This window comes from Nocardia takedensis NBRC 100417, from assembly GCF_000308695.1.
Lineage (GTDB): Bacteria > Actinomycetota > Actinomycetes > Mycobacteriales > Mycobacteriaceae > Nocardia > Nocardia takedensis.
The window spans coordinates 215,213-237,927 of sequence record NZ_BAGG01000115.1 but is presented as its reverse complement, the minus strand read 5'-3'; the positions used below and the strand labels follow the sequence as shown (position 1 = coordinate 237,927).

The window sequence follows — 22,715 nt, the reverse complement described above, 5'->3', positions numbered from 1 at the left end:
GTCCAGCGAGCACCGAGTACGGAGTGGCGATGAATTCACCGTGGAACACCCAGGAGCGGCGCGAATTGCGCGCCACCGTCCGGGGTTTCGCCGAACGCGAGGTGCTGCCCCACCTCGACGACTGGGAGCGCGACGGGGAGATCCCGCGTGAACTGCACAAGAAGGCGGGCGCGCTCGGACTGCTCGGCATCCAGTTCCCCGAATCCGCGGGCGGCGCGGGCGGCGACGGCATCGACGCGATGGTCGTGTGCGAGGAGATGCACGAGGCGGGCTGCTCCGGCGGACTGTTCGCCTCCCTGTTCACCTGCGGCATCGCCGTGCCGCACATCATCGCCTCGGGTGATCGGGACCTGATCGAGCGTTTCGCCCGGCCCACGCTGGCCGGTGAGCTCATCGGGTCGCTGGCCATCACCGAACCCGGCGGCGGGTCCGACGTCGGCCACCTGAGCACCACCGCGCGCCGCGACGGCGACCACTACATCGTCAACGGGGCCAAGACCTACATCACCTCCGGCGTCCGCGCCGATTTCGTCGTCACCGCGGTGCGCACGGGCGGACCAGGTTCCGGCGGCATCTCGCTGCTGGTGGTGGAGAAGGGCACGCCCGGCTTCACCGTCGGCCGGAAACTGGACAAGATGGGGTGGCGGGCCTCCGACACCGCCGAATTGTCCTACGTCGACGTGCGGGTGCCCGCCGCGAACCTGGTCGGACCGGAGAATTCCGGGTTCTTCCAGATCGCGGGCGCGTTCGTCAGCGAACGGGTCGGACTGGCCGTGCAGGCGTATTCGCAGGCCCAGCGCTGTCTGGACCTCACCCTGGACTGGGTGCGTGCGCGCGAGACCTTCGGCCGTCCGCTGATCAGCAGGCAGGCCGTGCAGAACACCGTCACCGAGATGGCGCGGCGCATCGACGTCGCCCGCGTCTACACCCGCGAGGTGGCCCGCCGCTCCGCCGAAGGCGAGACCGACCTGATCGCGGAGGTGTGCTTCGCGAAGAACACCGCCGTCGAGGCGGGCGAATGGGTGGCCAATCAGGCCGTGCAATTGTTCGGCGGCCTCGGCTACATGCGCGAATCCGAGGTGGAGCGCCAATATCGCGACATCCGCATCCTCGGCATCGGCGGCGGCACCACCGAAATCCTGACCGGCCTGGCGGCGAAACGATTGGGGTACCAGTCATGACGGCACTGCGCAGCACCCTCGACAGCGGCTCGCCGGAATACCGGGCGGCCGCCGAGGCGATGAACGCCAAACTCACCGAGATCGACGGCGAATTCGCGAAGGCGATCGCGGGCGGCGGCCCCGACAAACTCGCGCGGCACCGCAAGCGCGGGAAACTCACCGCGCGCGAACGCATCGAACTGCTCGTCGACGAGGATTCGCCGTTCCTGGAACTGTGCCCGCTGGCCGCGTGGGGCAGTGAATTCCACGTCGGGGCCAGCGTGATCGCGGGCATCGGCGTGGTCGAGGGCGTGGAATGCCTGATCGTCGCACCCGATCCGACCGTGCGCGGCGGCACCTCCAATCCGTGGACCCTGCGCAAGAATCTGCGCGTCAACGACATCGCCAGGGAGAACCGCCTGCCGGTGATCGGACTGGTCGAATCCGGCGGCGCGGACCTGCCCACCCAGAAAGAGGTGTTCGTCCCCGGCGGACGGATGTTCCGCGACCTGACCAGGCTCTCCGCGGCGGGTATCCCGACCATCGCGCTGGTGTTCGGCAATTCCACCGCGGGCGGCGCCTACATTCCCGGCATGTCCGACTACACGGTCATGATCAAGGAGCGCTCCAAGGTCTTCCTCGGCGGTCCGCCGCTGGTGAAGATGGCCACCGGCGAGGAATCCGACGACGAATCCCTCGGCGGCGCGGATATGCACGCGCGGGTCTCCGGTCTGGCCGACTATCTGGCCGCCGACGAACAGGACGCGATCCGCCTCGGTCGCTCGATCGTGAAGCGGCTGAACTGGACCAAACGCGGACCGCGCCCGCGCGCGGAGGTGATCGCGCCGCTGTTCGACCAAGAGGAACTGCTCGGCATCGTCCCCGCCGATCTGAAGATCCCGTTCGATCCGCGCGAGGTCATCGCGCGCGTGGTCGACGGCTCGGATTTCGACGAATTCAAACCGCTCTACGGCAGCAGTCTGGTGACGGGCTGGGCGGAACTGCACGGCTACCCGGTCGGCATCCTCGCCAACGCGCGCGGCGTGCTGTTCTCCGAGGAATCGCAGAAGGCCACCCAGTTCATCCAATTGGCGAACCAGAAGAACACGCCGCTGCTGTTCCTGCACAACACCACCGGCTACATGGTGGGTCGGGAATTCGAGCAGAAGGGCATCATCAAACACGGCGCGATGATGATCAACGCGGTCTCCAATTCCAAGGTGCCGCACATCTCCCTGCTGATGGGCGCCTCCTACGGCGCGGGCCACTACGGCATGTGCGGGCGCGCCTACGATCCGCGTTTCGTGTTCGCCTGGCCCAGCGCGAAATCCGCGGTCATGGGCGGTGCGCAGTTGGCGGGCGTGATCTCGATCGTGGGGCGCGCGGCCGCCGAGGCGAAGGGACTGCCGTTCGACGAAGCCGCCGACGCCGGGATGCGCGCGGCGGTGGAGGCCCAGATCGAGGCCGAATCGCTGCCGATGTTCATGTCCGGGCGGCTCTACGACGACGGTGTCATCGATCCCCGCGACACCCGCACGGTGCTGGGGATGGCCCTGTCGGCCATCCACAGTGCCCCGATCGAGGGCGCCGACGGTTTCGGCGTCTTCCGGATGTGAGGCAGGCGATGAGTATCACGACAGTCCTGGTCGCCAACCGCGGCGAGATCGCGCGCCGGGTGTTCGCCACCTGCCGTCGCACCGGTCTGGGCACGGTGGCGGTGTATTCCGACGCCGATGCCGACACCCCGCACGTCACCGAGGCCGACGCCGCGGTCCGACTGCCCGGCAACACCCCCGCCGAGACCTACCTGCGCGGTGACCTGATCATCGAGGCCGCGCTGTCCGCGGGCGCGGACGCGGTGCACCCCGGCTACGGATTCCTGTCCGAGAACGCCGAATTCGCGCGCGATGTGCTCGCGGCCGGTCTGACCTGGATCGGTCCGCCGGTGGCGGCGATCGAGCAGATGGGGTCCAAGGTCGCGGCCAAGAAGATGATGGACGCGGCGGGCGTGCCGGTGCTGGCCGAACTCGATCCGGCCGAGGTCACCGAGGCGCACCTGCCGGTGCTGATCAAGGCGTCGGCGGGCGGCGGCGGGCGCGGCATGCGCGTGGTCCGCGCCCTGGCCGAGCTCACCCCGCAGATCGAGGCCGCGCGCCGCGAAGCGCAGTCCGCCTTCGGCGATCCGACGGTGTTCTGCGAGCGCTACCTCGAGACCGGCAGACATATCGAGGTGCAGGTCATGGCCGACGCCCACGGCCGCACCTGGGCGGTGGGCGAACGCGAGTGCTCGATCCAGCGCCGCCATCAGAAAGTCGTCGAAGAAGCGCCCTCGCCGCTGGTGGAGCGCACACCGGGCATGCGCGAGCGCCTGTTCGAGGCCGCCCGACTGGCCGCCGAGGCCATCGGTTACACCGGCGCGGGCACCGTCGAATTCCTCGCCGACGAGGCCGGGGAGTTCTACTTCTTGGAGATGAACACCCGCCTCCAGGTCGAACATCCGGTCACCGAATGCACCACCGGACTCGATCTGGTCCGGCTGCAACTCGAGGTCGCCGCGGGCGGCGCGCTGCCCGGCGAACCGCCCGCCATGCGCGGCCACTCGATCGAGGTCCGCCTCTACGCCGAGGACCCCGCCCAGGTCTGGCAGCCCCAGAGCGGGCCCGTGCACCGGATCGAGATCCCGCTGGTCCGTACCGAATTCGACCTGCTCGAGCGGCCCGGCGTGCGACTGGACACCGGTGTCGTGGACGGGTCGACCGTCGGCGTGCACTACGACCCGATGCTCGCCAAGGTCATCTCCTGGGCCGAGACCCGCGACGAGGCGGCCCGGCTACTGGCCGCCGCCCTGCACCGCGCCCGCGTGCACGGCCTGGTCACCAACCGCGACCTGCTGGTGCGGGTGCTGCGGCACCCGGCCTTCCTGGCCGGCGACACCGACACCGCGTTCTTCGCCACCCACGGCCTGGACACCCTCGCCGCGCCGCTGGCCGACCCGGACGCGCAACGGTTGTCGCTGGTCGCCGCCGCCCTGGCCGAAGCCGCCGCCAACCGCGCGTCGGCGGGCGTCGGCGGCGGACTGCCCAGCGGGTGGCGCAACCTGCCCGCGCGGTTCCAGCGCAAGTCCTACCGCACCCGCGCCGACACCACCGTCGAGATCGACTACCGCTTCGACCGCGCGGGCGGCGTCACCGTCGACGGACACGACGGGCTCGCCCTGCTCGACCTCACCCCCGACCGGGTCGTCCTCGCCGTCCCCGGCGACCGCGGACCCGTGCGCAGGCAGTTCGAGATCGCCCGCTACGGCGACCTGGTGTGCGTCGACTCCCCGCTGGGACCGGTTGCCGCGCACCGGCTCCCGCGCTTCAGCGACCCCGCCGACCACGTCGCCACCGGATCGCTGCTGGCCCCCATGCCCGGCAGCGTCATCCGCCTCGGCGCGCAGACCGGCGACCGGGTCACCCGGGGACAGCCGATCCTGTGGCTGGAGGCGATGAAAATGGAACACACCATCGCCGCCCCCGCCGCGGGCGTCCTCAGCGCGCTCAACGTCACCGTCGGCCAACAGGTCGACATCGGAACCGTCCTCGCCGTCGTCGACCCCGACACCGAGGAGAACGACCAGGAGAACCCGGCATGAGCTTCATCGAGACCGACGAACGCAAGGCGCTGCGCGCGGCCGTGGCCGCCCTCGCCGAGAAATACACCTACCGCGACTACGTGCTGCCCAAGGCCCGCCGCAACGAACCACTCGACGAACTGTGGGCCGAGGCGGGCGCGCTCGGCTTCCTCGGCGTCAACCTGCCCGAGGAATTCGGCGGCGGCGGCGCGGGCATGTACGAACTCGCGCTGGTGATGGAGGAACTGTCCGCGCAGGGCGCGGGCCTGCTGCTCATGGTGGTCTCCCCGGCCATCTGCGGCACCATCATCACCAAGTACGGCACCGACGAACAGAAGCAGAACTGGCTGCCGCGCCTGGCCGACGGCAGCGCGAAAATGGTCTTCGGCATCACCGAACCCGACGCCGGCTCCAACTCGCACCAGATCACCACCACCGCCCGGCGCGACGGTGACGACTGGATCCTCAACGGCCGCAAGATCTTCATCTCCGGCGTCGACCAGGCCGAAGCCGTGCTGATCGTCTCGCGCACCGAGGACCACAAGACCGGCAAACTCAAGCCCGCCCTGTTCATCGTCCCCACCGACGCCCCCGGCTTCACCAAGGTGGCCCAGCAGATGGACATCATCGAACCCGACCACCAGTACAACCTGTTCCTCGACGACGTCCGGTTGCCGTCCACCGCGCTGGTCGGCAAAGAGGACGCCGCGCTCATGCAACTGTTCGCCGGCCTCAACCCGGAACGCATCATGGGCGCCGCGATGGCCGTCGGCATCGCCCGCTACGCCATCGACCGCGCCGTCGAATACGCCAAGCAGCGCACCGTCTGGAAGACCCCGATCGGTGCGCACCAAGGCATCTCGCATCCGCTCGCCCAGGTCAAGGTCGAACTCGAACTGGCGAAACTGATGATGCAGAAAGCCGCCGTCCTCTACGACGAAGGCGACGAGATGGGGGCCGCCGAAGCCGCCAACATGGCCAAATACGCCGCCGCCGAAGCCAGTATCCGCGCCCTCGACCAAGCCATCCAGACCCACGGCGGCGCCGGACTGACCAGCGACTACGGTTTGGCCGCCATGCTCGCCGCCGCCCGCATCGGCCGCATCGCGCCGGTCAGCAGGGAGATGGTGCTCAACTTCGTCGCCCAGCATTCCCTCGGCCTGCCCAAGTCCTACTGACGGAGACGCCCGTGACCGACCCGTACGTGCGCTACGAGGTGCGCGAGCGCATCGCGACCCTCACCCTCGACTCCCCGCACAACCGCAACGCGCTGTCCTCCCGCCTGGTCACCGAACTGCTCGACGGACTGGACAGGGCGGCCGGTGACCCCGACGTCCGCGCGATCGTGCTCGCCCACACCGGCAACACCTTCTGCGCGGGCGCCGACCTGAGCGAGGCGAGCGACGCCGACCCCGCCCTCGCCATGGACGAACGCTCCCGTGCCATGATCGCGGTCCTGCGCGCGCTCGTGGCGACGCCGAAACCGGTGCTCGCCCAGATCGACGGGAACGTGCGCGCGGGCGGCATGGGCATCGTCGCGGGCTGCGACATCGTCGTCGCGGGCCCCGGCAGTTCCTTCGCGCTCACCGAAGTGCGCATCGGACTCGCCCCCTTCATGATCTCGCTCACGCTGCTGCCGCGCCTGGACCCCAGGGCCGCGAGCCGCTACTACCTGACCGGTGAGAAATTCGACGCCGCCACCGCCGCGTCCATCGGACTGGTCACCCTGACCGCCGACGACCCCGCCGCCGAAGTGGCCCGCCTGTGCGCTGAACTGCGCAAAGGCGCGCCGCAAGCGCTCGCCGAAGCCAAACGGCTGGTCAACGCGCCGGTGCTCGCCGAGATCGCCACCTCCGCCGAAGACCTCGCGCGCCGCTCCGCGAGCTTCTTCGGCAGCCCCGAGGTGCGCGAAGGCATGACGGCCTTCCTCCAGCGCCGCCCACCGACCTGGGCAGAATGATCGACATGGCGACACCCCACGAACCCAAACAGGACCGCAGCCGAGCCACCCGGCAGCGCCTGTTGGAGGCGACCATCGACTGCCTGGCCCAAACCGGCTGGGCCGCCGCGACCGTCGCCGTCGTCGCCGAACGGGCCGGGGTGTCGCGCGGGGCAGCCCAACACCACTTCCCCACCCGGGAAGAACTCATCACCGCCGCCCTGGAATACATGTTCGACATCCGCAACGACCAAGCCAAACGCGAAGCCGCCGCGCTCACCGAGAAAGTCGACGGCCTCGCCCGCACCGAAGCCGTCGTCGCGGGCCTGGTCGAGTCCTACACCAGCAACCTGTTCAAAGCGGCCCTACAGGTCTGGACCCACGCCGCCGCCGACCCCGCCCTGCGCGAACGCATCGTCCCCCTCGAAGCCCGCTTCGGCCGCGCCTCCCACCGCCGCGCCGTCGAAGCCCTCGGCGTCGACGACACCGACCCCGTCGCCCACCACCTCGTCCAAGCCACCCTCGACCTCGCCCGCGGCCTCGGCCTCGCCGACGTCCTCACCGACGACTCCGCCCGCCGCCAACAAATCGTCACCCAATGGTCCGCCACCCTCCACACCTCCCTCCACCCCACGGCCGTCCGCTGAACCTGATCGTCACCCGCCTCGAAGCCGAGGGTTGATCCGCCCTTCCCCGGCCGGCGTCCGTCAGGTGCTGCCTCAGATTGCTGCTCAGGCGTTGATCAAGGCCCTATTTGGTACGGTTTCGACGAAGATGCCGGTCCAAGTGCAGTGAGGTGCCGATGCTCATCCGGTTCGAAGTAGAGAACTTCCGCTCGATACTGGAGCCCGCGGAACTGTCGATGGTCGCGGTCGACGACCGGCCCGAGGCGCGGACTCACGCCAAATTGGGGGCGTCGCTGGTGCCGGTCGCGGGGATCTACGGGCCCAACGCCTCGGGCAAGTCCAACGTCCTGGCGGCGCTGGCGTGGCTTCGGACCTCGGTACAGAACTCCCTGCGCGCTTGGGACGACGAGATCCCGGTCGAACCGTTCGCGTTCGGCCGGGCGAAGGCCGAGGATTCGTCGTTCATCCTCGAGTTGGAGGTCGACGGAGTCCGCTTCGAATACCTCCTCGATGTCGGACGCCATCGCGTCAGTTACGAGGCGCTGTTCCACTACCCCGAAGGACGCCGACGTCGCGTATTCGAGCGCGAGGCGAATGAACTCACCTTGCAGCGAGGACTCGGAGAACTATCCGGAACACGAACGCTCCTGACCGATAGGTCCTTGGCGCTGTCCATCATGCGCCGATTCGATGAGCCGATAACATCCGCGTTCTCGCGGGCACTGGTCCAGATGAGAATACTCGGCCAGTCGCTGAACGGGTCCGGGCGCTTCGTGGGTATCCGGCAATCGCTCCGCCTTTTCGATGTCCCGCAAGAAGAAGAGCTCGACCTCTTCGGGGACGGAATCACTTCGGACGAGCCGGGATGGCGCTCCGCTCGACAACAGGCGATGGCGCTGCTGCAACTCGCTGATCTCGGCGTGGTGGACGTGGAAATAGAAGAAGCCCAAGTGGAGGTGGGCCGAGGTGAACAGGTCACCCGCCGCACCCCGCAACTCGTGCACGCCGCCGACAGCGAGCGACTCGCGTTCGACTATCGTCACGAGTCGGCTGGCACACGGACCTGGTTCCAACTGATCGGGCCGGTACTCGACGCGCTGGGTTCGGGAACCCTGATCCTCTTCGATGAGCTAGATGCCAACCTGCACCCCACCCTCACGGCGCAACTGATCAAACTGTTCAAAGGCAGAAAGTCCAATCCGCGCGGAGCGCAGTTGCTCTTCACGTCGCACGACACCAACCTCTTGAATCACCTCAACCGTGACGAGGTCTGGCTGACTCAGAAGACGACGAGCGGATCGACGCGCTTCGCGGCGCTCTCCGACTTCGCCGGTGAGCGGGTCCGGAAGTCCGCCAACCTGGAAAGCGGCTATCTGAGTGGACGATTCGGTGCGCTACCCGATGTCTCGCATCCGGATATCCTCCACGAGCTGGGGCTGTTGGGGTGAGTGCGAAGAATCGAGGTAAGAATCCCAGATCGCTCAAGCGGAAGACGGAATCGACCGCTGTGCGGACAACTCTACGGGTGTACGTGGAGGGCGTGACCACCGAACCCGAGTACATCGATGCGCTGAAAAGACTCCCCGAGTTCATCGACTCGGTGTCGGTGGACGTCTCCATCGAGGAGGCGGGAGCGACGCCGATGCGCCTTGTCGAGGCAGCCTGCGCCGATAAACGCCGCGCCGATCTCGATATCGATTCCTACTGGTGCGTATTCGACGTCGAATCCCCCGATCGGCACCCCCACCTCGATCGGGCACGGCAGATGGCCCGGGACAACGGTGTCCACCTCGCGATCAGCAACCCCTGCTTCGAGGTGTGGTTGATCCTGCATCACGTGCGCCATTCGGGACATCTGTCGACCAACGCCGCGATCCAACTCAGGAATGAACTGGACGATTCCGGCGGCAAGCATCTCGATGGCCCGCTGTACATGAAAATGGTGGACGAGGCGATCCGTCGTGCGGGATCTCTGCGAGAGAAACATCGGCGAGACTGCACCGACTTTCCCCACGACAATCCTTCTTCATCGATGGATCGATTCGTGCTCGATATGCGCGCGGCTCTGAAGACCGGGGCACCTCGCACCGAGCCCACGGCAGATTGCGATTGACCGCACTACACATGGGGTGACCGTGGCTCTCGGATCTATCCGCGATGCGAGCTCGGACCCGAGGTGTTCACCTGGTCAGTGGGTTTCGGTGCCCAGCCAGCGGAGGTAGGCTTCGGAGCCAGCGACGATCGGTGTCACGAGGACTTCGGGCACGTCATAACTGTGCACGGATTCGATGTGCTCGATCAGCGGTGCGACCTTGTCGGCGACGGTCTTGATGTCGACCCGCCACTCGGTCTCGTCCTGAACCTCTCCCTCCCAACGGAAGACGCTGCGGAGGGGGTGGATCTGGGCGCACGCGCCGAGTCGATTCTCCACCACTCCGCGCGCGATCCCGAGCGCCGCTTCCTCGGTGTCCGTGGTGGTCGTGACCACGACGTGTTCAGCCATGCCCGCGAGCTTAGCCGGCGAAATCCGCCTCCTGTGGCGGGCGTTGGGACGGAGGGGCTCGACCACTTCGGCGGCCGTGGTGTCGCTGGTGCGGATCGCGTCGCGGACGAGGTGGGCCGAGCGAAGGCATCAATACTTACTCGTGACGTAATTATTGGTGTGTCGAGCGAGGGTCCGGCTGTGAATTGGGGCGCGGACCGGCTCGACGGGGAGTTCGGTGGTCGTGGTTTCGAATGGGGAACGCGCCCACCTGGCGGGGTGGGCGCGTTCGAGGGGAGGGGCTATTTGGTGGTGAGGTCGTAGAGGGTTACGCCGTCCACTTCGGTGGCGGTGAAGTTCTGTTGGACCCAGGTGGAGATCTCGGAGTTGCCGCCGCCGGGGCCGCCTCGGCCGCCGCCGATGAAGTAGTGGATGCGGCCCTGGGCGACGTACTCCTGGAATTGGGCGAGGGTGGGGGAGGGGTCGCTGCCGTTGAAGCCGCCGATCGGCATGACCGGGAGTTCGGTGGCGAGTTGGTAGCCGGCGGCGCTGTTGGAGCCGATGGCCGCCGCGACCCAGGTGTAGGCGTCGGAGTCGGCTTCGAGCAGGGCGGTCACCCGGGCGCTCGGGGTGGAGGAGCCGAGGAAACCGCCCGGGCCGAAGCCGCCGTCGGAGCGGGTGGTGCCGTTCGTGGTGGTTGTGCCGCCGGTGGTGGTGCCGTCCGAGGTGGGCGGCGTCGAACCGTTGGCGGCGGCACCGCCGGGTGCGGTGGATGCCCCACCGTTCGGCATCCCGTTGGCCGGTGCGCCGTTGGTGAAACCGTCTGCTGCGGCACCGTTTCCGTCCTGTCCGCGACGCCCGTCCTGCCCGAACCGGTTCTGTCCGTCCGGGCCGCCCATACCTCCGGGCCCGCCGTGCATCCCGCCCACGTTCGGCCCGGCGGAGGGTATCGACCCCTGGTGCGCGCCGGCGATGGTGTCGGCGGAGTAGGCGACGGGGCCCGCGATGCCGACGAGGACGGCGGCCGAGGCGACGACCAGCGCCACCTTGCCGGTGATCCGCACGAGCAGGGCGATCGTGGTGACGATGCCCAGAGCGAGGACGGTCCAGCGCAGCCAGGGCAGGAACTCGGCGCTGCGGGTGAGCAGCAGCCACGCGGTGGCGGTGGTGAGTCCGACCGTGGCGGCGAGGGCGAAGCGCACCCACGCGCGGTCGCGGGCGGCCCACATCTGGACCGCGCTGGCGCCGACGAGTGCGGCGATCGCGGGGGCCAGGGCGACGGTGTAGTACTGGTGGAAGATGCCGGCCATATAGCTGAACACCAGGCCGGTCACCAGCAGCCAGCCACCCCACAGGATCAGCGCGGCGCGACGGTCGTCGGTGCGGGCGCCCTTGCCGCGCAACAGGAGTCCGGCGAGCAGCCCGATCAGGGCGGCGGGGAGCAGCCAGGCGATCTGACCGCCCTGGGCGGGCTCGAACAGGCGGGTGATGCCGGTGCTGCCCCACATGCCGTTGCCGCCGGGCGGGAGTTCGCCGCCGGGGCCGACGCTGCCGGTCTCCTCGCCGTTGAGGCGGCCGAGTCCGTTGTAGCCGAGGGTGAGTTCGAGGATGGAGTTGTCGTGGGAGCCGCCGATCCAGGGGCGGGAGTCGGCGGGCCACAGTTCCACGGCCAGCAGCCACCATCCGGCCGCGACGATCATCGACGCGCCCGCGGCGAGCAGGTGCAGTACGCGTTTGCCGAGGGCGGGCGGGCCCGCGATCAGGTAGGTGAGCGCGAGGGCGGGCACGACCAGCAGGACCTGCAATTGCTTTGTCAGGAAACCGAATCCGATGAACGCGCCGGTGAGGAGGAGCCAGCGCAGTCGGCCGTCGCGCAGCGCGTTGGTCATCGCCCAGGCGGCGGCGACCATGAGGAACACCAGCAGCGCGTCAGGATTGTTGAACCGGAACATCAACGCGGCCACCGGGGTGACGGCCAGCGCGAGGCCGGCGAGCAGTCCGGCGGTGGGCCCGAACGGCTTGCGCACGGTCGCCCACAGCAGCGCGACGGTGCCGACGCCGAGTAGCACCTGCGGGACGAGGATGCTCCAACTGTTGAGCCCGAACAGGCGCGCCGACAGTTCCATCACCCACAGCGAGGCGGGCGGTTTGTCGACGGTGATCGAGTTGGCGGCGTCGGAGGAGCCGAAGAAGAACGCCTTCCAGGACACCGAACCTGCCTGCACGGCAGCGGAATAGAAGGAATTGGCCCAGCCGTTGGCGCCGAGGTTGCACAGATAGGCGACGGCGGTGCCGAGCAGCAGCACCGCGAGCGCGGGATATTCGCGGCCGATCCGACCGCGGGCGTGGGCGCGGGGCAGGTCCGCCGCGGTGGGCGGGGCAAGGGTCGCGGTCATCGGGCGGTCACCTCCGTGAGTTCGCCGGTGGGGCCGCTGTCGCGGAAGACCCACCGCAGTCCGAGGAAACGGGTGAGGGTGGCGACCAGGTTGGCCAGCACCAGCACGAGCAGTTCGACGTGCAGGGACGCGCCGGGCACGAAGCGGTGCAGCGCGAACAGCGACCCGCTGGTGACCAGCAGCCCGAAGGCGAAGATCAGCAGACCTTGGAACTGATGGGTGACAACGTCTTTCGAGCCGCGCACGCCGAAGGTGAACGCGCGGTTGGCGGCGGTGTTGCCGATCGCGGTGATCAGCAGCGCCGCGAAGTTGGCGACCTGCGGACCGCCGAACGGCTGGATCAGCACGTAGAGCAGGGCGTAGGCGACGGTGGAGCAGACGCCGACGATGGCGAAGCGGGCGACCTGCCCGACCATGCCCAACGGCACGCCCGGCACCAGCGGTTCCCGCCCGACGGCGGCGCGCAGTTCCTCCAGCGGCAGGGCGCCCGTGGTCAGGCCGCGCAGCAACCGCCACACGCCGAGCAGGTCCTTGCGGGCGGTGTCGACGATGTCGACGGTGCTGTCGGGATCATCGATCCAGTCGACGGGGACCTCGTGGATGCGCAGTCCCGCGCGTTCGGCCAGGACGAGCAGTTCGGTGTCGAAGAACCATTCGCCGTCCTCGACCAGCGGCAGCAGGCGGCGCGCGATCTCGGTGCGCATCGCCTTGAACCCGCATTGCGCGTCGGAGAATCCGGCGCGCAGAGAGGCGCGCAGGATGAGGTTGTAGCAGCGGGAGACGAATTCGCGTTTGCGCCCGCGCACCACCCGGGAGGAGGCGTCGAGGCGAGTGCCGATCGCGATGTCGGAATGTCCGGTGATCAGCGGGGCGACCAGCGGCAGCAGCGCGTTGAGATCGGTGGACAGGTCGACGTCCATGTAGGCGACGATCTCGGCGTCCGACCGTTCCCACACCGCGCGCAGCGCGCGGCCGCGCCCTTTGGCGTCGAGGTGGACCACCTCGACGTCGGCGAATTCGCGGGCCAGGTCGCCGGCGACGCGCAGGGTGTCGTCGGTGCTGGCGTTGTCGGCGATGGTGATCCGGGCGGGGAAGGGGAAGCCGTCGCGCAGGTGCGCGTGCAGTCGGCGCACGCACACCGCGAGATCGGCCTGTTCGTTGTAGACGGGGATCACGACGTCCAGGACGGGCGTGACCACCGCTGCGGTCGAATCCGCCCGGTGCTCGGCGGTGGCGGTGTCGGTCATGGGGACAACGATCGTCACCGCTGCTACAGCCAGGCCGGCTCTCCGCTGTGAGGTTCCTGTGACCGTCAGGCGCGGCGGCGCAGGCGCAGGATGTTGTCGGCGCGGATGCCGGTCTTCCCGTCGGGCCAGGTCACCTCGCGGTGCACTTCCTCGGAGGCTTCCACCGTCCAGCGGTCCTCGGGCAGGTCGAGGGCGCGCAGCACCTCCTCGACGGTGGGGAAGTGCACATCCGGGTGCGGCGGGTCCTCGACGAAGGACGGCCAGCCCGCGTGGCCGGCGACCAGCAGCACGCCGTCGACGGCGACCGCCTCGGCCGCGCGGCGCAGCACCGCGGAGCGCTCGGCCTCCTGGGCGACCGGGCTGTGGAAGAACTGCGCGGACACCAGATCGAACTCACCCTCGGGGAAGCTGACGTTCAGGTCGTGTTCGGCGAAGGTGATCCGGTCGCGGACCCCGGCCTGTTCGGCGTGCGCGGCGGCCCGGCTCAGTGCGGTCGCGGCGATGTCGACCGCGGTGACCCGCCAGCCGCGTGCGGCCAGCCAGACCGCGTCGCCGCCCTCGCCGCAGCCCAGGTCGAGCGCGGCGCCGGGCGGCAGATCGCTCGCCTCGCGGACCAGCAGCGGGTTCGGGTCGCCGGTCCAGATCTGGCCGCGCTCCCGGTAGAAGCCTTCCCAGAACTCCTTGGGATCGGCGGGCTGGTCGCCGTCACCGCGGTTGTGGTCGTGGTCGTGGGTGTGGGAGGTGTGGGTGGTGGTGTCGGTCATGTCGCCATGGTGGACCCGACCCGCGCGAGCTGACCAGTTTTCTTGCTGTTCCGGCAACTCGATATGCCATTTCGGCTCCCCGGATGGCCACTCGTGCCTCCCTGTCGCGCCGGCTGTGACGGAACGGCCCGTGGCGGACCTCACGGTTGGTACGGTCGGGTACGTGATGCAGCGCGGCCGAACTCTGGACCAGACGCCACCCGAACGCGTCGACGCCAGGACCGAGCGGTGGCGTGAGCATCGGCGCAAGGTCCGCGCGGATTTCGTCACGGCCGCGTTCCGGGCGCTGGACAAACACGGTCCCGAGGTCAGCATGGGCGATATCGCCCGGGAGGCGGGCGCGGCCAAGCCGAAGCTGTATCGGCATTTCGCGGACAAGACCGATCTCTACAACGCGATCGTGGATCGGGTGCGCGACCTGCTGTGGGAGCGGGTGATCGAGGGCATCGATCTGACCGGCGATTCCACCGGCGAGTTGATCCGCCGCGGCGCGGTCGAATACGTGCGGGTGGTGACGGAGCATCCACAGGTGTTCCGGTTCATGCTGCACAGCCATTTCACCCAGCGCGCCGACGAGTCCGAGCGCGCCCTGCACACCGCGCGGCAGTCGGCGCGCCGCGCGGCGGATCTGGTGGCGGGCCTGGACGAATCGCTGGACGTGGACAGCGTCGAGTTGGTGAACTACTCGATCTTCGGCGCGGTGGCCTCGGCCACGGACTGGTGGCTGGGCGCGAACCGGCGACGTGAGCAGACCATGTCGACGGACAGTTTCGTCGCCTATCTGACCGAGATCATCTGCGCGTTGGCGACGGCCAACGCGCGGCTCAGCGGCATCGTCTTCGATCTGGAGTTACCGCTGCACTCGGCCTTCCGTTCCGCCTGACCCGCCCGTCACGGGGTTTCGTGCAGCCGCCACAGCGGCGAGACCGGCCCGTGGCCCGCGCCGAGGTCGTAGGAGGCGCGCAGGCAGCGGCGGGTCCATTCCTTGGCGAATTCCACCGCGTCGGGCACCGGGTAGCCGTGGGCCAAGGCGCAGGCGATGGCCGCGGCGAGGGTGTCGCCGCCGCCGTGGTCGTTGCCGGTGTCGATGCGCGCGGCCGGGTATTCGTGGAAGGTCTCGCCGTCGAAGAGCAGGTCGGTGCTGGAACTCGAGGAGCGCAGGTGCCCGCCCTTGACGATGGCCCAGCGCGGTCCGAGCGCGTGCAGGGCTTCGGCGGCGCGGCGCGCGCTCGCCTCGTCGGTGACCTGGATGCCGGTGATGAGCCGTACTTCGTCCAGGTTGGGGGTGACGATGGTGGCCAGCGGAATCAGCGTGTGGCGCACCGCGTCCAGCGCTTCTTCGTGCAGCAGTGGGTCGCCGTGCATGGAGGCGGCGACCGGGTCGACGACCAGGGGCACGTCCGCGTCGCGGCCGATGCCGACTTCGCGGCAGACCTCGGCGACGGCTTCGATGATGGCGGTGGAGGCCAGCATGCCGGTCTTGACGGCGCCGATGCCGATATCGCCCGCGACCGAGCGCACCTGGTCGGCGACGACCTGCGGCGGGATCTCGTGGAATCCGCTGACGCCCACCGAGTTCTGCACGGTGACGGCGGCGACGGCGACGAGCGCGTGGACGCCGCACAGTGCCATGGTGCGGGTGTCGGCCTGGATTCCGGCTCCGCCGCCGGAGTCGGTGCCCGCGATGGTGAGCACGCGGACCGGCGTCTGCCCCTCGGCGGGGATCGGCAACAACTTCACGGCTAGACCCTACTTCGGTGTCCCGGTTGCCCGGTTCGCCACCTGATCGCGCGGTGTTAATGACAATCGTTATCATTAAGTCGTGACCATCGCCCCCACTCGCCCCCTGCCCGTGACCGTCCTGTCCGGCTTCCTCGGCGCGGGCAAGACCACCCTGCTCAACCACATCCTCGCCAACCGGGAGGGCCGTCGCGTCGCGGTCATCGTCAACGACATGAGCGAGATCAACATCGACGCCGCCCTGGTCGCCGGACAGGGCCACCTCGACCGCACCGAGGAGAAACTGGTCGAACTCACCAACGGCTGCATCTGCTGCACGCTGCGCGAAGACCTCATCGAGGCGGTCGGCGCGCTGGCGCGGCAGGAACGCTTCGACCACCTGGTCATCGAGTCGACCGGCATCTCCGAACCCATGCCGGTGGCGGCCAGTTTCGAGTGGGAGTTCGAGGACGGGTTCTCCCTGGGCGCGCTGGCCCGCATCGATGCCATGGTGACGGTCGTGGACGCCTCCACCTTCCTCATCGAGGTGGCGCGCGGTCAGGACCTCGCCGACCGCGACCTCCAAGCCGGCGAGGGCGACACCCGTACCATCGCCGATCTCTTGGTCGACCAGGTCGAATTCGCCGACGTGCTGATCCTGAACAAGACCGACCTGGTCAGCGAGGCCGCGGCCGGGACGGTCGAGGCGACGCTGCGGCGGCTGAACCCGCGCGCCCGCCTGCTGCGCACGGCCGAAGGCGTGGTCGAGTTGTCCGAGGTGCTCGACACCGGACGCTATGATCCGGTGTTGGCCGCCGGAACCGACGGCTGGACAGCGGAACTCGCGGGCGGGCACATCCCCGAGACCGAGGAATACGGCATCTCCTCGATCACCTACCGCGCCGACCGCCCGTTCCATCCCACCCGCCTGGCCGACACTCTGGCCGCACTGCGCGGGATGTTGCGCAGCAAGGGTTTCTGCTGGATCGCCGGGCGAGACGAGTACCTGGCGCTGTGGTCGCAGGCGGGCCCGAATCTGCGGTTCGAACCCGCCGCGCTGTGGTCGGCGCTGGACGAGCCGCCCGGTCAGGAGATCGTCTTCATCGGGGTCCGCCTCGACGGCGACCGGGTCCGCGCCCTGCTCGATGCCGCACTGCTCACCGACGCCGAATTCGGTGCCGGACCGCAGGTCTGGGCGCGCTACGCCGACCCGTTCCCCACCTGGGACGACCCGCACGAGCACGCCTGAACCGATCAGTTCGAGATCCCGGGCGTGCGGCGCACGTAGGTCCGGTCGGTGAGCTGTTCGAGCAGGAACTCCGCGATGTCGGCGCGGGCGATCTTCAGCGTGAGACCCTGCGCGTCGCCGTCGAGGTCGCGGCGGTAGGTCCCGGTCCGCGGCCCGTCGGTGAAAGCGCTCGGGCGCACGATCGTCCAATCCAGATCGCTCGCGATCACGTAGTCCTCCTGGTAGCCGTGGTCGGCGTAGGCGCGGCGCAGCAGCAACCCGAACATCAGGTACTTCCACACGAAGTTCAGGTTCGCGCGACTGTCGCCGACGCCGAGACTGCTCTGCACGATCAGTCGGTCGACCCCGACGCGGTGCATCGCGTCCACGATCGCCTTGGTGCCGCCGTAGCGGACCTTGCCCGCGCGGCCGTCGCCGAGGGCCACGATCACCGCGTCCTGCCCCACGATCGCCTTCTCCGCCGCGGCGCTGTCGAACACGTCGCCCTGCACCACCCGCAGGTTGTCGTGGCGACGGGTGACCGTGGCCGCGTCGCGGGTGAAGGCCGTCACCTCGTGGCCCTGTTCGAGCGCCTGCTCGACGACGTGCCGTCCGACCGTGCCGGTGGCGCCGAAAACCGTGATCCGCATGATTGCTCCCTGTGTGCCGATGTCGTTGACTCGCTGGCGAATCCAGTACATCAGCGGCGGGAGCCCGCGAACATGGCCGCGCGTCTCGCACCCATGCGCGAGCGTCGCGGGGGCCGGTCGGCTCAGCGCGGGCCGATCAACAGGGTCTGCGTCCCGCGTCCGAGCGGGCCGTGTTCGTCGAAGAGCGCCGATTCGGCCAAGCCGATGCCGTGCGGTTGCGGATAGGTCGCCGCGTCCAGGCAGACCCATTCGCCGACGGGCTGACGGTGCAGGGTGACGGTCAGGTCGGTGTTGATGAACAGGTAGCGGTTCCAGTCGAGCACCGCGCTGACGCCGTTGCCCGAGTCGGCGGCGGCCATCGTCCGTTCCAGCGGGCTCGGCTCGGTGCCCGCGACGACCGGATGCTTCAACCTGATCCAGCAGATCGCTGGACCGGGTTCGTCGAAAGACCCGGTCACGAAACGGTATTCGATGGCGGTGTGGAAGCCGACGGGCTGCGAGCTCGGGAAAGGCGCGGGCTCGGCGGCGTGTTCGGGGCCGGGGCGCGCACCGGTCGGCAGGAAGGCTTCGGGCAGTTCGACTTCCGGCTCCGCGAGTTTGAACCGCCACGCGTTGGCCGTCATCACCGGACCGCGGTCGGCGCTGAGCGTGGCTCGGATCAGTTCGACGCTGCGTCCGGGCCGCACCACCTCCGCTCGCACGGTCAGCGGCGCGAGCGGCACCGGACCCAGGATCTCCACCGCGACCCGTCCGACCTGGAAGCCCTCGCGCGGCGAGCAGCGCTCGATCGCGTGCGCCAACAGCGCCGAGGGCGGCCCCGCGTGCTGCGCGTCCGGCGACCACGGCCCCCGGGTCAGCTCGGTCGAGAGGTACCGATCCGGTCGGTCGGGGTCGGGCAGGTAGAAAGCGTCGCTCATCGTCGTCCGTCCCTCGGGCCGTCGGCGCGCGCCGCGCGGCAACTGGTTCGTTCGGACTACGATTCTGCCGTGCCGGTTCAGGCCCGCCCGAACGCGAGGCACACATTGTGTCCGCCGAAGCCGAACGAATTGTTCAACGCGTAGTCGGGTCGCTGCGTGCGCGCCGTCCCCGCGACGACGTCCAGGTCGATGGCGGGGTCGGGGGTGTCGTAGTTGAGCGTGGGCGGCACGACACCCTCGCGCAGGGTCAGCAGCGTGAGCACGGACTCCAGCGCGCCGACCGCGCCGATCGAATGACCGAGCGCGGATTTTGGCGCGTAGACCGAGGCGTCCGGCGTGACGGCGGCGATCGCGGCGGCCTCGGAGGCGTCGCCGATGGTGGTGGACGTGGCGTGCGCGTCGACGTGGCCGATGTCGCCGGGCCGCAGACCGGCGGTGGCGATGGCCGCGCGCATCGCCCTGGCCGCGCCCGCGCCGTCCGGATCGGAGGCGACGATGTGGTAGGCGTCGGAGGTGATGCCCGCGCCGAGGACCCGGCCGTGGACGCGCGCGCCCCTGGCCCGCGCGTGGCGTTCGGATTCCAGGACCAGCAGCGCGCCCGCCTCGCCGAAGACGAATCCGTCGCGGTCGCGGTCGAAGGGGCGCGAAGCGCGTTCGGGTTCGGCGTTGCGGGTGCTCATCGCCCGCATCATGGCGAAACTGGCGATGGGCACCGCGTGGATGTGGCCTTCGACCCCGCCCGCCACGACCACGTCGGCTTCACCCGTGCGGATCAGTCGCCAGGCGTGCGCGATGGCCTCCGATCCCGACGAGCAGGCCGACACGGGGGCGTAGACCCCGGCTTTCGCGCCGAGTTCGAGGCCGACGGTGGCGGCGGGGCCGTTGGGCATGACCATCGGCACCGACATCGGCGAGACCTTCCGGTATCCGCCCGCACGCAGGGCGTCGACGGCGTCGATGAGGGCGTCCGCGCCGCCGAGTCCGGTGCCGATGGCGACCGCGAGTCGCTCGCCCTCGACCTCGGGCGTGCCCGCGTGCCGCCAGACCTCGCGCCCCAGCACCAGTGCGAGTTGTTCGACGTAGGACATCCGGCGTCGTTCGACGCGGGTCAGTTGGTCGCCCGGGTGGGCGGTCAGGGTGCCGCCGATGCGGACCGGCAGGTCGTAGTCGGTGACGAAATCGGCTTGCAGCGCGCGGATTCCGCTGTGGCCCGCCAGCAGGCGCGACCAGGTCGTCTCGGCGTCCGGACCGAGGCTGGTGGTGGCGGCGTAGCCGGTGACGACCACCTGGTCCACAGTTTCTGAAGCGATCGTTACAGTCACGGGTTCCAGGAATACCTGTAGCGATCGCTACAGTCAACTCATGGCACGCCCCCTCGACCACGAGCGACGCACGCGACTGCTGGCAGGCGTGGTCGACTACATCGCCGCGCACGGCCTGTCCGAACTGTCCCTGCGACCGCTGGCCGCCGAACTCGGCACCAGTTCGCGCATGCTCATCTACTACTTCGGCACGAAAGAGGAGTTGCTGGTCCAGGCCCTGGCCACCCAGCGGCCCGATATCGCGGCGGTCTTCGCCGGGGTGGCGGACGCGGCGACCCTGCGACGTCGACTCACCGACCTCTACGAATCCAGCCTGACCGGCGACGGCGCGATCAGCATCCGCGTGATGCTCCAAGTGCTCGGCGCGGCCTGCGCGCCGGGCAGTCCGTATGACCGCTACGCCCGCGAGGCCATCGCCGTCTTCGTGGAGGCGCTGAGCGCGGCGCTGGCGCGGATCGGGGTCGAGGACCCGTCCGTCGTGGCGACCCTGTTGATCTCGGGCATGCGCGGGATCCTCCAGGACCGGCTCATCACCGGCGACGTCGAGCGGACCTCGCGGGCCGGGCGAAGACTGGTCGAGGCGCACGTCCGCTGAGGTAGCTTGATATTCGCCATCGAACTCGTGGCGCGGTTCCGGAAGGAGCGTCGTGGGCGAACGAGAGTCGGTTCGACGCCGGGGAGCGGCGCGGTGGGTGATGCTCGCCGTGCTGTGTGCCAGCCTGTTGCTGGTCGCCATGGACGCCACCATCCTCAACGTCGCCCTTCCTTCGCTCATCGAGGATCTGCACCTGGGCCCGCTGCAACAGTTGTGGGTAATCGACATCTACGGGTTGGTGCTGGGCGGTCTGCTCATCACTACCGGCGCGATCGGCGACCGGGTCGGCCGCAAGTTGCTCTTCCTCACCGGGTTCGTGCTGTTCGGCGTGGCCTCGGTGGTGGCCGCGACCTCGCACAGCGCCTGGCAACTCATCCTCGGCCGGGTGCTGCTCGCCGTCGGCGGCGCGATGGTGATGCCCTCCACGCTGTCGCTGATCCGCGCGATCTTCACCGACATCCGCGAACGCAACCTCGCCATCGGCATCTGGGCGGCCGTGGCGGGCCTGGGCGCGACCATCGGCCCGATCGTCGGCGGCTACCTGGTCGAACACCTCGGCTGGGCCTCGGCCTTCTGGCTCAACGTGCCGGTGGTCGTACTCACCGTCGCGGTCGGGCTGTTCGTGCTGCCCGAATACCGTGCGCCGCAGCACGGTGGACTGGACCTGCTCGCCGCGTGCTTGTCGATCACGGGCATCGTCGGACTGGCGTGGGGTCTCAAACACCTGGCCAAGGGCGGCGCGGCCCCGGCGGATCTGGCGGTACTGGCTCTGGGACTGCTCGCGCTTGCGTGGTTCGTCCGTCGGCAGCTCGCGGCCGACGACCCACTGCTGGACGTGCGACTGTTCCGCAACGGCGCGTTCACGGCCGCCGCCCTGGCGACCTTGCTGGCGATGCTCGCCATCGGCGCGGCGCTGTTCCTGATCTCGCTGTGGTTGCAGTACATCCACGGCTATTCGCCCTCGCAGGCGGGCGTCCGGATGCTGCCCTCGGCACTGACCCTGCTGATCGCCTCGCTGAGCACGCCGTGGCTGATGCAACACCTCGGGGTGCGGGCGGTGCTGGCGCTCGGGTTGGGGGCGTCCGCGCTGGGATTCCTCGGGCTCGCGCTGAGCCCGGAACCCACCACCTACCCGGTCATCGCGCTGGTCCTGGCGACCTTCGGGCTCGGTGACGGACTCGCGATCACCGCCGCCGCGGCCGTGCTGGTCTCGGCGGTGCCGCCCGATCGGGCCGGACAGGCGGGCGCGGTCTCGGAGACCAACTACGAACTCGGCATCGGCCTGGGCGTCGCGCTGCTGGGCAGTATCCACGGACGGGTGTTCACCGACCACATGGTGGACCTGCCGGTGGACGGCGCGGCGGCCGAGCAGGCGCGCGGATCGGTGGGCGGTGCGGCCGAGGTGGCCGACGACCTGCCCGAAGCCGCCGCCGCGGACCTGCACGCGCTCACCGAACACGCCTTCGACACCGCGCTGACCGTCACCGCCTACCTCTCGGCGGGCATCGTCGCGGTGGTCGCCGTGGCGGCGGTGCTGCTGGTGCCGCGCGGATTCCGCATCACCGGCGCCAGGCACTGACGCTCAGGATCCCTGGTCGAGCACCTCGCGCAACCGCGTCAGCGTCGCCTTCCAGCCGCGTTCCATCGCGTTGCGCGCCATCTTCTGGCGACGGTCGTCGATGTCGAAACCGGTCTGGGTCAACAACAATCGCGTGCCGCGGCCTTGCGCGCGCACCGTCCAGTCCACCACCCAGCGCTGCGGCTTGTCGGCCCGCATGTCCACCCAACTGTGGGTGAACCGCTCCCCGGGCAGCGCCTCGAGCACCTCGCAGGCGATCTCCCCGGACGGGTGGGTGGGCAGCGCGAACAGGAAATGCGTCCCCACCGCCGCGTCGAACCCCACCGTGGGCATCAGCCAGCGCTCCACCAGATCGGGTTCGGTCAACGCCCGCCACACCGCGTTCGGCCCGTGCGGGAAGAACCGACCGATCTCGACCGCGGCGGGATTCAACTCCGCGTCAGACATTCCCGCCCACCACCCCTCGCGTCGGTGA

21 protein-coding genes are annotated in these 22,715 nt (G+C 69.4%); 12 read left to right on the top strand and 9 right to left on the bottom strand.

What is annotated here, in order from left to right; all coding sequences use genetic code 11:
- The first annotated feature begins 29 nt into the window (after nt 1-29).
- The 8 genes from ON30_RS25410 (at nt 30) to ON30_RS25375 (ending at nt 9,454) form a co-directional block, all read left to right on the top strand.
- On the top strand, nt 30-1,181 hold the full coding sequence (locus tag ON30_RS25410; RefSeq protein WP_040710906.1) for an acyl-CoA dehydrogenase family protein: 1,152 nt from the start codon (nt 30-32) through the stop codon (nt 1,179-1,181).
- A complete protein-coding gene (locus ON30_RS25405) occupies nt 1,178-2,776 on the top strand; it encodes an acyl-CoA carboxylase subunit beta (RefSeq protein WP_040710764.1) in 1,599 nt (532 codons plus the stop codon). Before ON30_RS25410 ends, ON30_RS25405 begins: the two co-directional genes overlap by 4 nt.
- Nucleotides 2,777-2,784: 8 nt before the next feature.
- Nucleotides 2,785-4,797 (top strand): ATP-binding protein, encoded by a 2,013-nt coding sequence (locus ON30_RS25400; RefSeq protein ID WP_040710762.1) that lies wholly within the window; start codon nt 2,785-2,787, stop codon nt 4,795-4,797.
- A complete protein-coding gene (locus ON30_RS25395) occupies nt 4,794-5,954 on the top strand; it encodes an acyl-CoA dehydrogenase family protein (protein ID WP_040710760.1) in 1,161 nt (386 codons plus the stop codon). The genes ON30_RS25400 and ON30_RS25395 overlap by 4 nt, the downstream gene beginning before the upstream one ends.
- 11 nt (nt 5,955-5,965) lie before the next feature.
- Entirely contained in the window at nt 5,966-6,736 is a 771-nt protein-coding gene (locus ON30_RS25390; RefSeq protein WP_040710758.1) for an enoyl-CoA hydratase family protein, read from the top strand.
- 5 nt (nt 6,737-6,741) lie between these two features.
- Nucleotides 6,742-7,362: a TetR/AcrR family transcriptional regulator gene (locus ON30_RS25385; protein ID WP_040710896.1), complete on the top strand. Its 621-nt coding sequence runs from the start codon at nt 6,742-6,744 to the stop codon at nt 7,360-7,362.
- Between the two features lie 155 nt (nt 7,363-7,517).
- On the top strand, nt 7,518-8,789 hold the full coding sequence (locus ON30_RS25380) for an AAA family ATPase (protein ID WP_040710756.1): 1,272 nt from the start codon (nt 7,518-7,520) through the stop codon (nt 8,787-8,789).
- Complete coding sequence (locus ON30_RS25375) at nt 8,786-9,454, top strand: RloB family protein (RefSeq protein WP_040710754.1); 669 nt, start codon at nt 8,786-8,788, stop codon at nt 9,452-9,454. Before ON30_RS25380 ends, ON30_RS25375 begins: the two co-directional genes overlap by 4 nt.
- Nucleotides 9,455-9,529: 75 nt before the next feature.
- Here the strand turns inward: ON30_RS25375 and cutA are convergent, their stop codons facing one another.
- From cutA to ON30_RS25355, 4 genes are all read right to left on the bottom strand, one after another.
- Entirely contained in the window at nt 9,530-9,844 is a 315-nt protein-coding gene (gene cutA, locus ON30_RS25370) for a divalent-cation tolerance protein CutA (RefSeq protein WP_040710752.1), read from the bottom strand.
- A gap of 281 nt (nt 9,845-10,125) precedes the next feature.
- The gene (locus tag ON30_RS25365) at nt 10,126-12,219 is read right to left on the bottom strand and encodes an ArnT family glycosyltransferase (protein WP_040710750.1); all 2,094 of its coding nucleotides are present in this window, start codon (nt 12,217-12,219) and stop codon (nt 10,126-10,128) included.
- A complete protein-coding gene (locus ON30_RS25360) occupies nt 12,216-13,484 on the bottom strand; it encodes a bifunctional glycosyltransferase family 2/GtrA family protein (protein WP_373282625.1) in 1,269 nt (422 codons plus the stop codon). Before ON30_RS25360 ends, ON30_RS25365 begins: the two co-directional genes overlap by 4 nt.
- 47 nt (nt 13,485-13,531) lie before the next feature.
- Nucleotides 13,532-14,230, bottom strand: coding sequence for an SAM-dependent methyltransferase (locus ON30_RS25355; RefSeq protein WP_083911654.1), 699 nt, complete (start codon nt 14,228-14,230; stop codon nt 13,532-13,534).
- A 166-nt stretch (nt 14,231-14,396) separates the two neighbouring features.
- On the opposite strand from ON30_RS25355, the gene ON30_RS25350 reads away from it, so the two are divergent.
- Entirely contained in the window at nt 14,397-15,113 is a 717-nt protein-coding gene (locus ON30_RS25350) for a TetR/AcrR family transcriptional regulator (protein WP_040710748.1), read from the top strand.
- Nucleotides 15,114-15,121: 8 nt separating this feature from the next.
- On the opposite strand, the gene thiD is transcribed toward ON30_RS25350, so the two are convergent.
- Nucleotides 15,122-15,970, bottom strand: a complete 849-nt coding sequence (thiD, locus tag ON30_RS25345; protein WP_040710746.1) for a bifunctional hydroxymethylpyrimidine kinase/phosphomethylpyrimidine kinase — start codon at nt 15,968-15,970, stop codon at nt 15,122-15,124.
- An 88-nt stretch (nt 15,971-16,058) separates the two neighbouring features.
- Between thiD and ON30_RS25340 the strand changes: the two genes are divergently transcribed.
- A complete protein-coding gene (locus ON30_RS25340) occupies nt 16,059-17,198 on the top strand; it encodes a GTP-binding protein (RefSeq protein ID WP_040710889.1) in 1,140 nt (379 codons plus the stop codon).
- 5 nt (nt 17,199-17,203) lie between these two features.
- On the opposite strand, the gene ON30_RS25335 is transcribed toward ON30_RS25340, so the two are convergent.
- The 3 genes from ON30_RS25335 to ON30_RS25325 all read right to left on the bottom strand — a co-directional run bounded on the left by ON30_RS25335 (nt 17,204) and on the right by ON30_RS25325 (nt 20,066).
- Nucleotides 17,204-17,827, bottom strand: a complete 624-nt coding sequence (locus tag ON30_RS25335; RefSeq protein ID WP_040710745.1) for an NAD(P)-dependent oxidoreductase — start codon at nt 17,825-17,827, stop codon at nt 17,204-17,206.
- 122 nt (nt 17,828-17,949) lie between these two features.
- Complete coding sequence (locus tag ON30_RS25330) at nt 17,950-18,744, bottom strand: thioesterase family protein (RefSeq protein WP_040710743.1); 795 nt, start codon at nt 18,742-18,744, stop codon at nt 17,950-17,952.
- 77 nt (nt 18,745-18,821) lie between these two features.
- Nucleotides 18,822-20,066, bottom strand: coding sequence for a KasA/KasB family beta-ketoacyl-ACP synthase (locus ON30_RS25325; protein WP_051029945.1), 1,245 nt, complete (start codon nt 20,064-20,066; stop codon nt 18,822-18,824).
- Between the two features lie 40 nt (nt 20,067-20,106).
- On the opposite strand from ON30_RS25325, the gene ON30_RS25320 reads away from it, so the two are divergent.
- A complete protein-coding gene (locus ON30_RS25320; protein ID WP_040710741.1) occupies nt 20,107-20,661 on the top strand; it encodes a TetR/AcrR family transcriptional regulator in 555 nt (184 codons plus the stop codon).
- 52 nt (nt 20,662-20,713) lie between these two features.
- Nucleotides 20,714-22,240 carry an MFS transporter gene (locus ON30_RS25315; RefSeq protein ID WP_040710740.1) on the top strand — a complete coding sequence of 509 codons (1,527 nt, stop codon included), beginning with the start codon at nt 20,714-20,716 and terminating at the stop codon, nt 22,238-22,240.
- A gap of 3 nt (nt 22,241-22,243) precedes the next feature.
- Here the strand turns inward: ON30_RS25315 and ON30_RS25310 are convergent, their stop codons facing one another.
- Entirely contained in the window at nt 22,244-22,687 is a 444-nt protein-coding gene (locus tag ON30_RS25310) for an SRPBCC family protein (protein WP_040710739.1), read from the bottom strand.
- Nucleotides 22,688-22,715 lie beyond the last annotated feature (28 nt).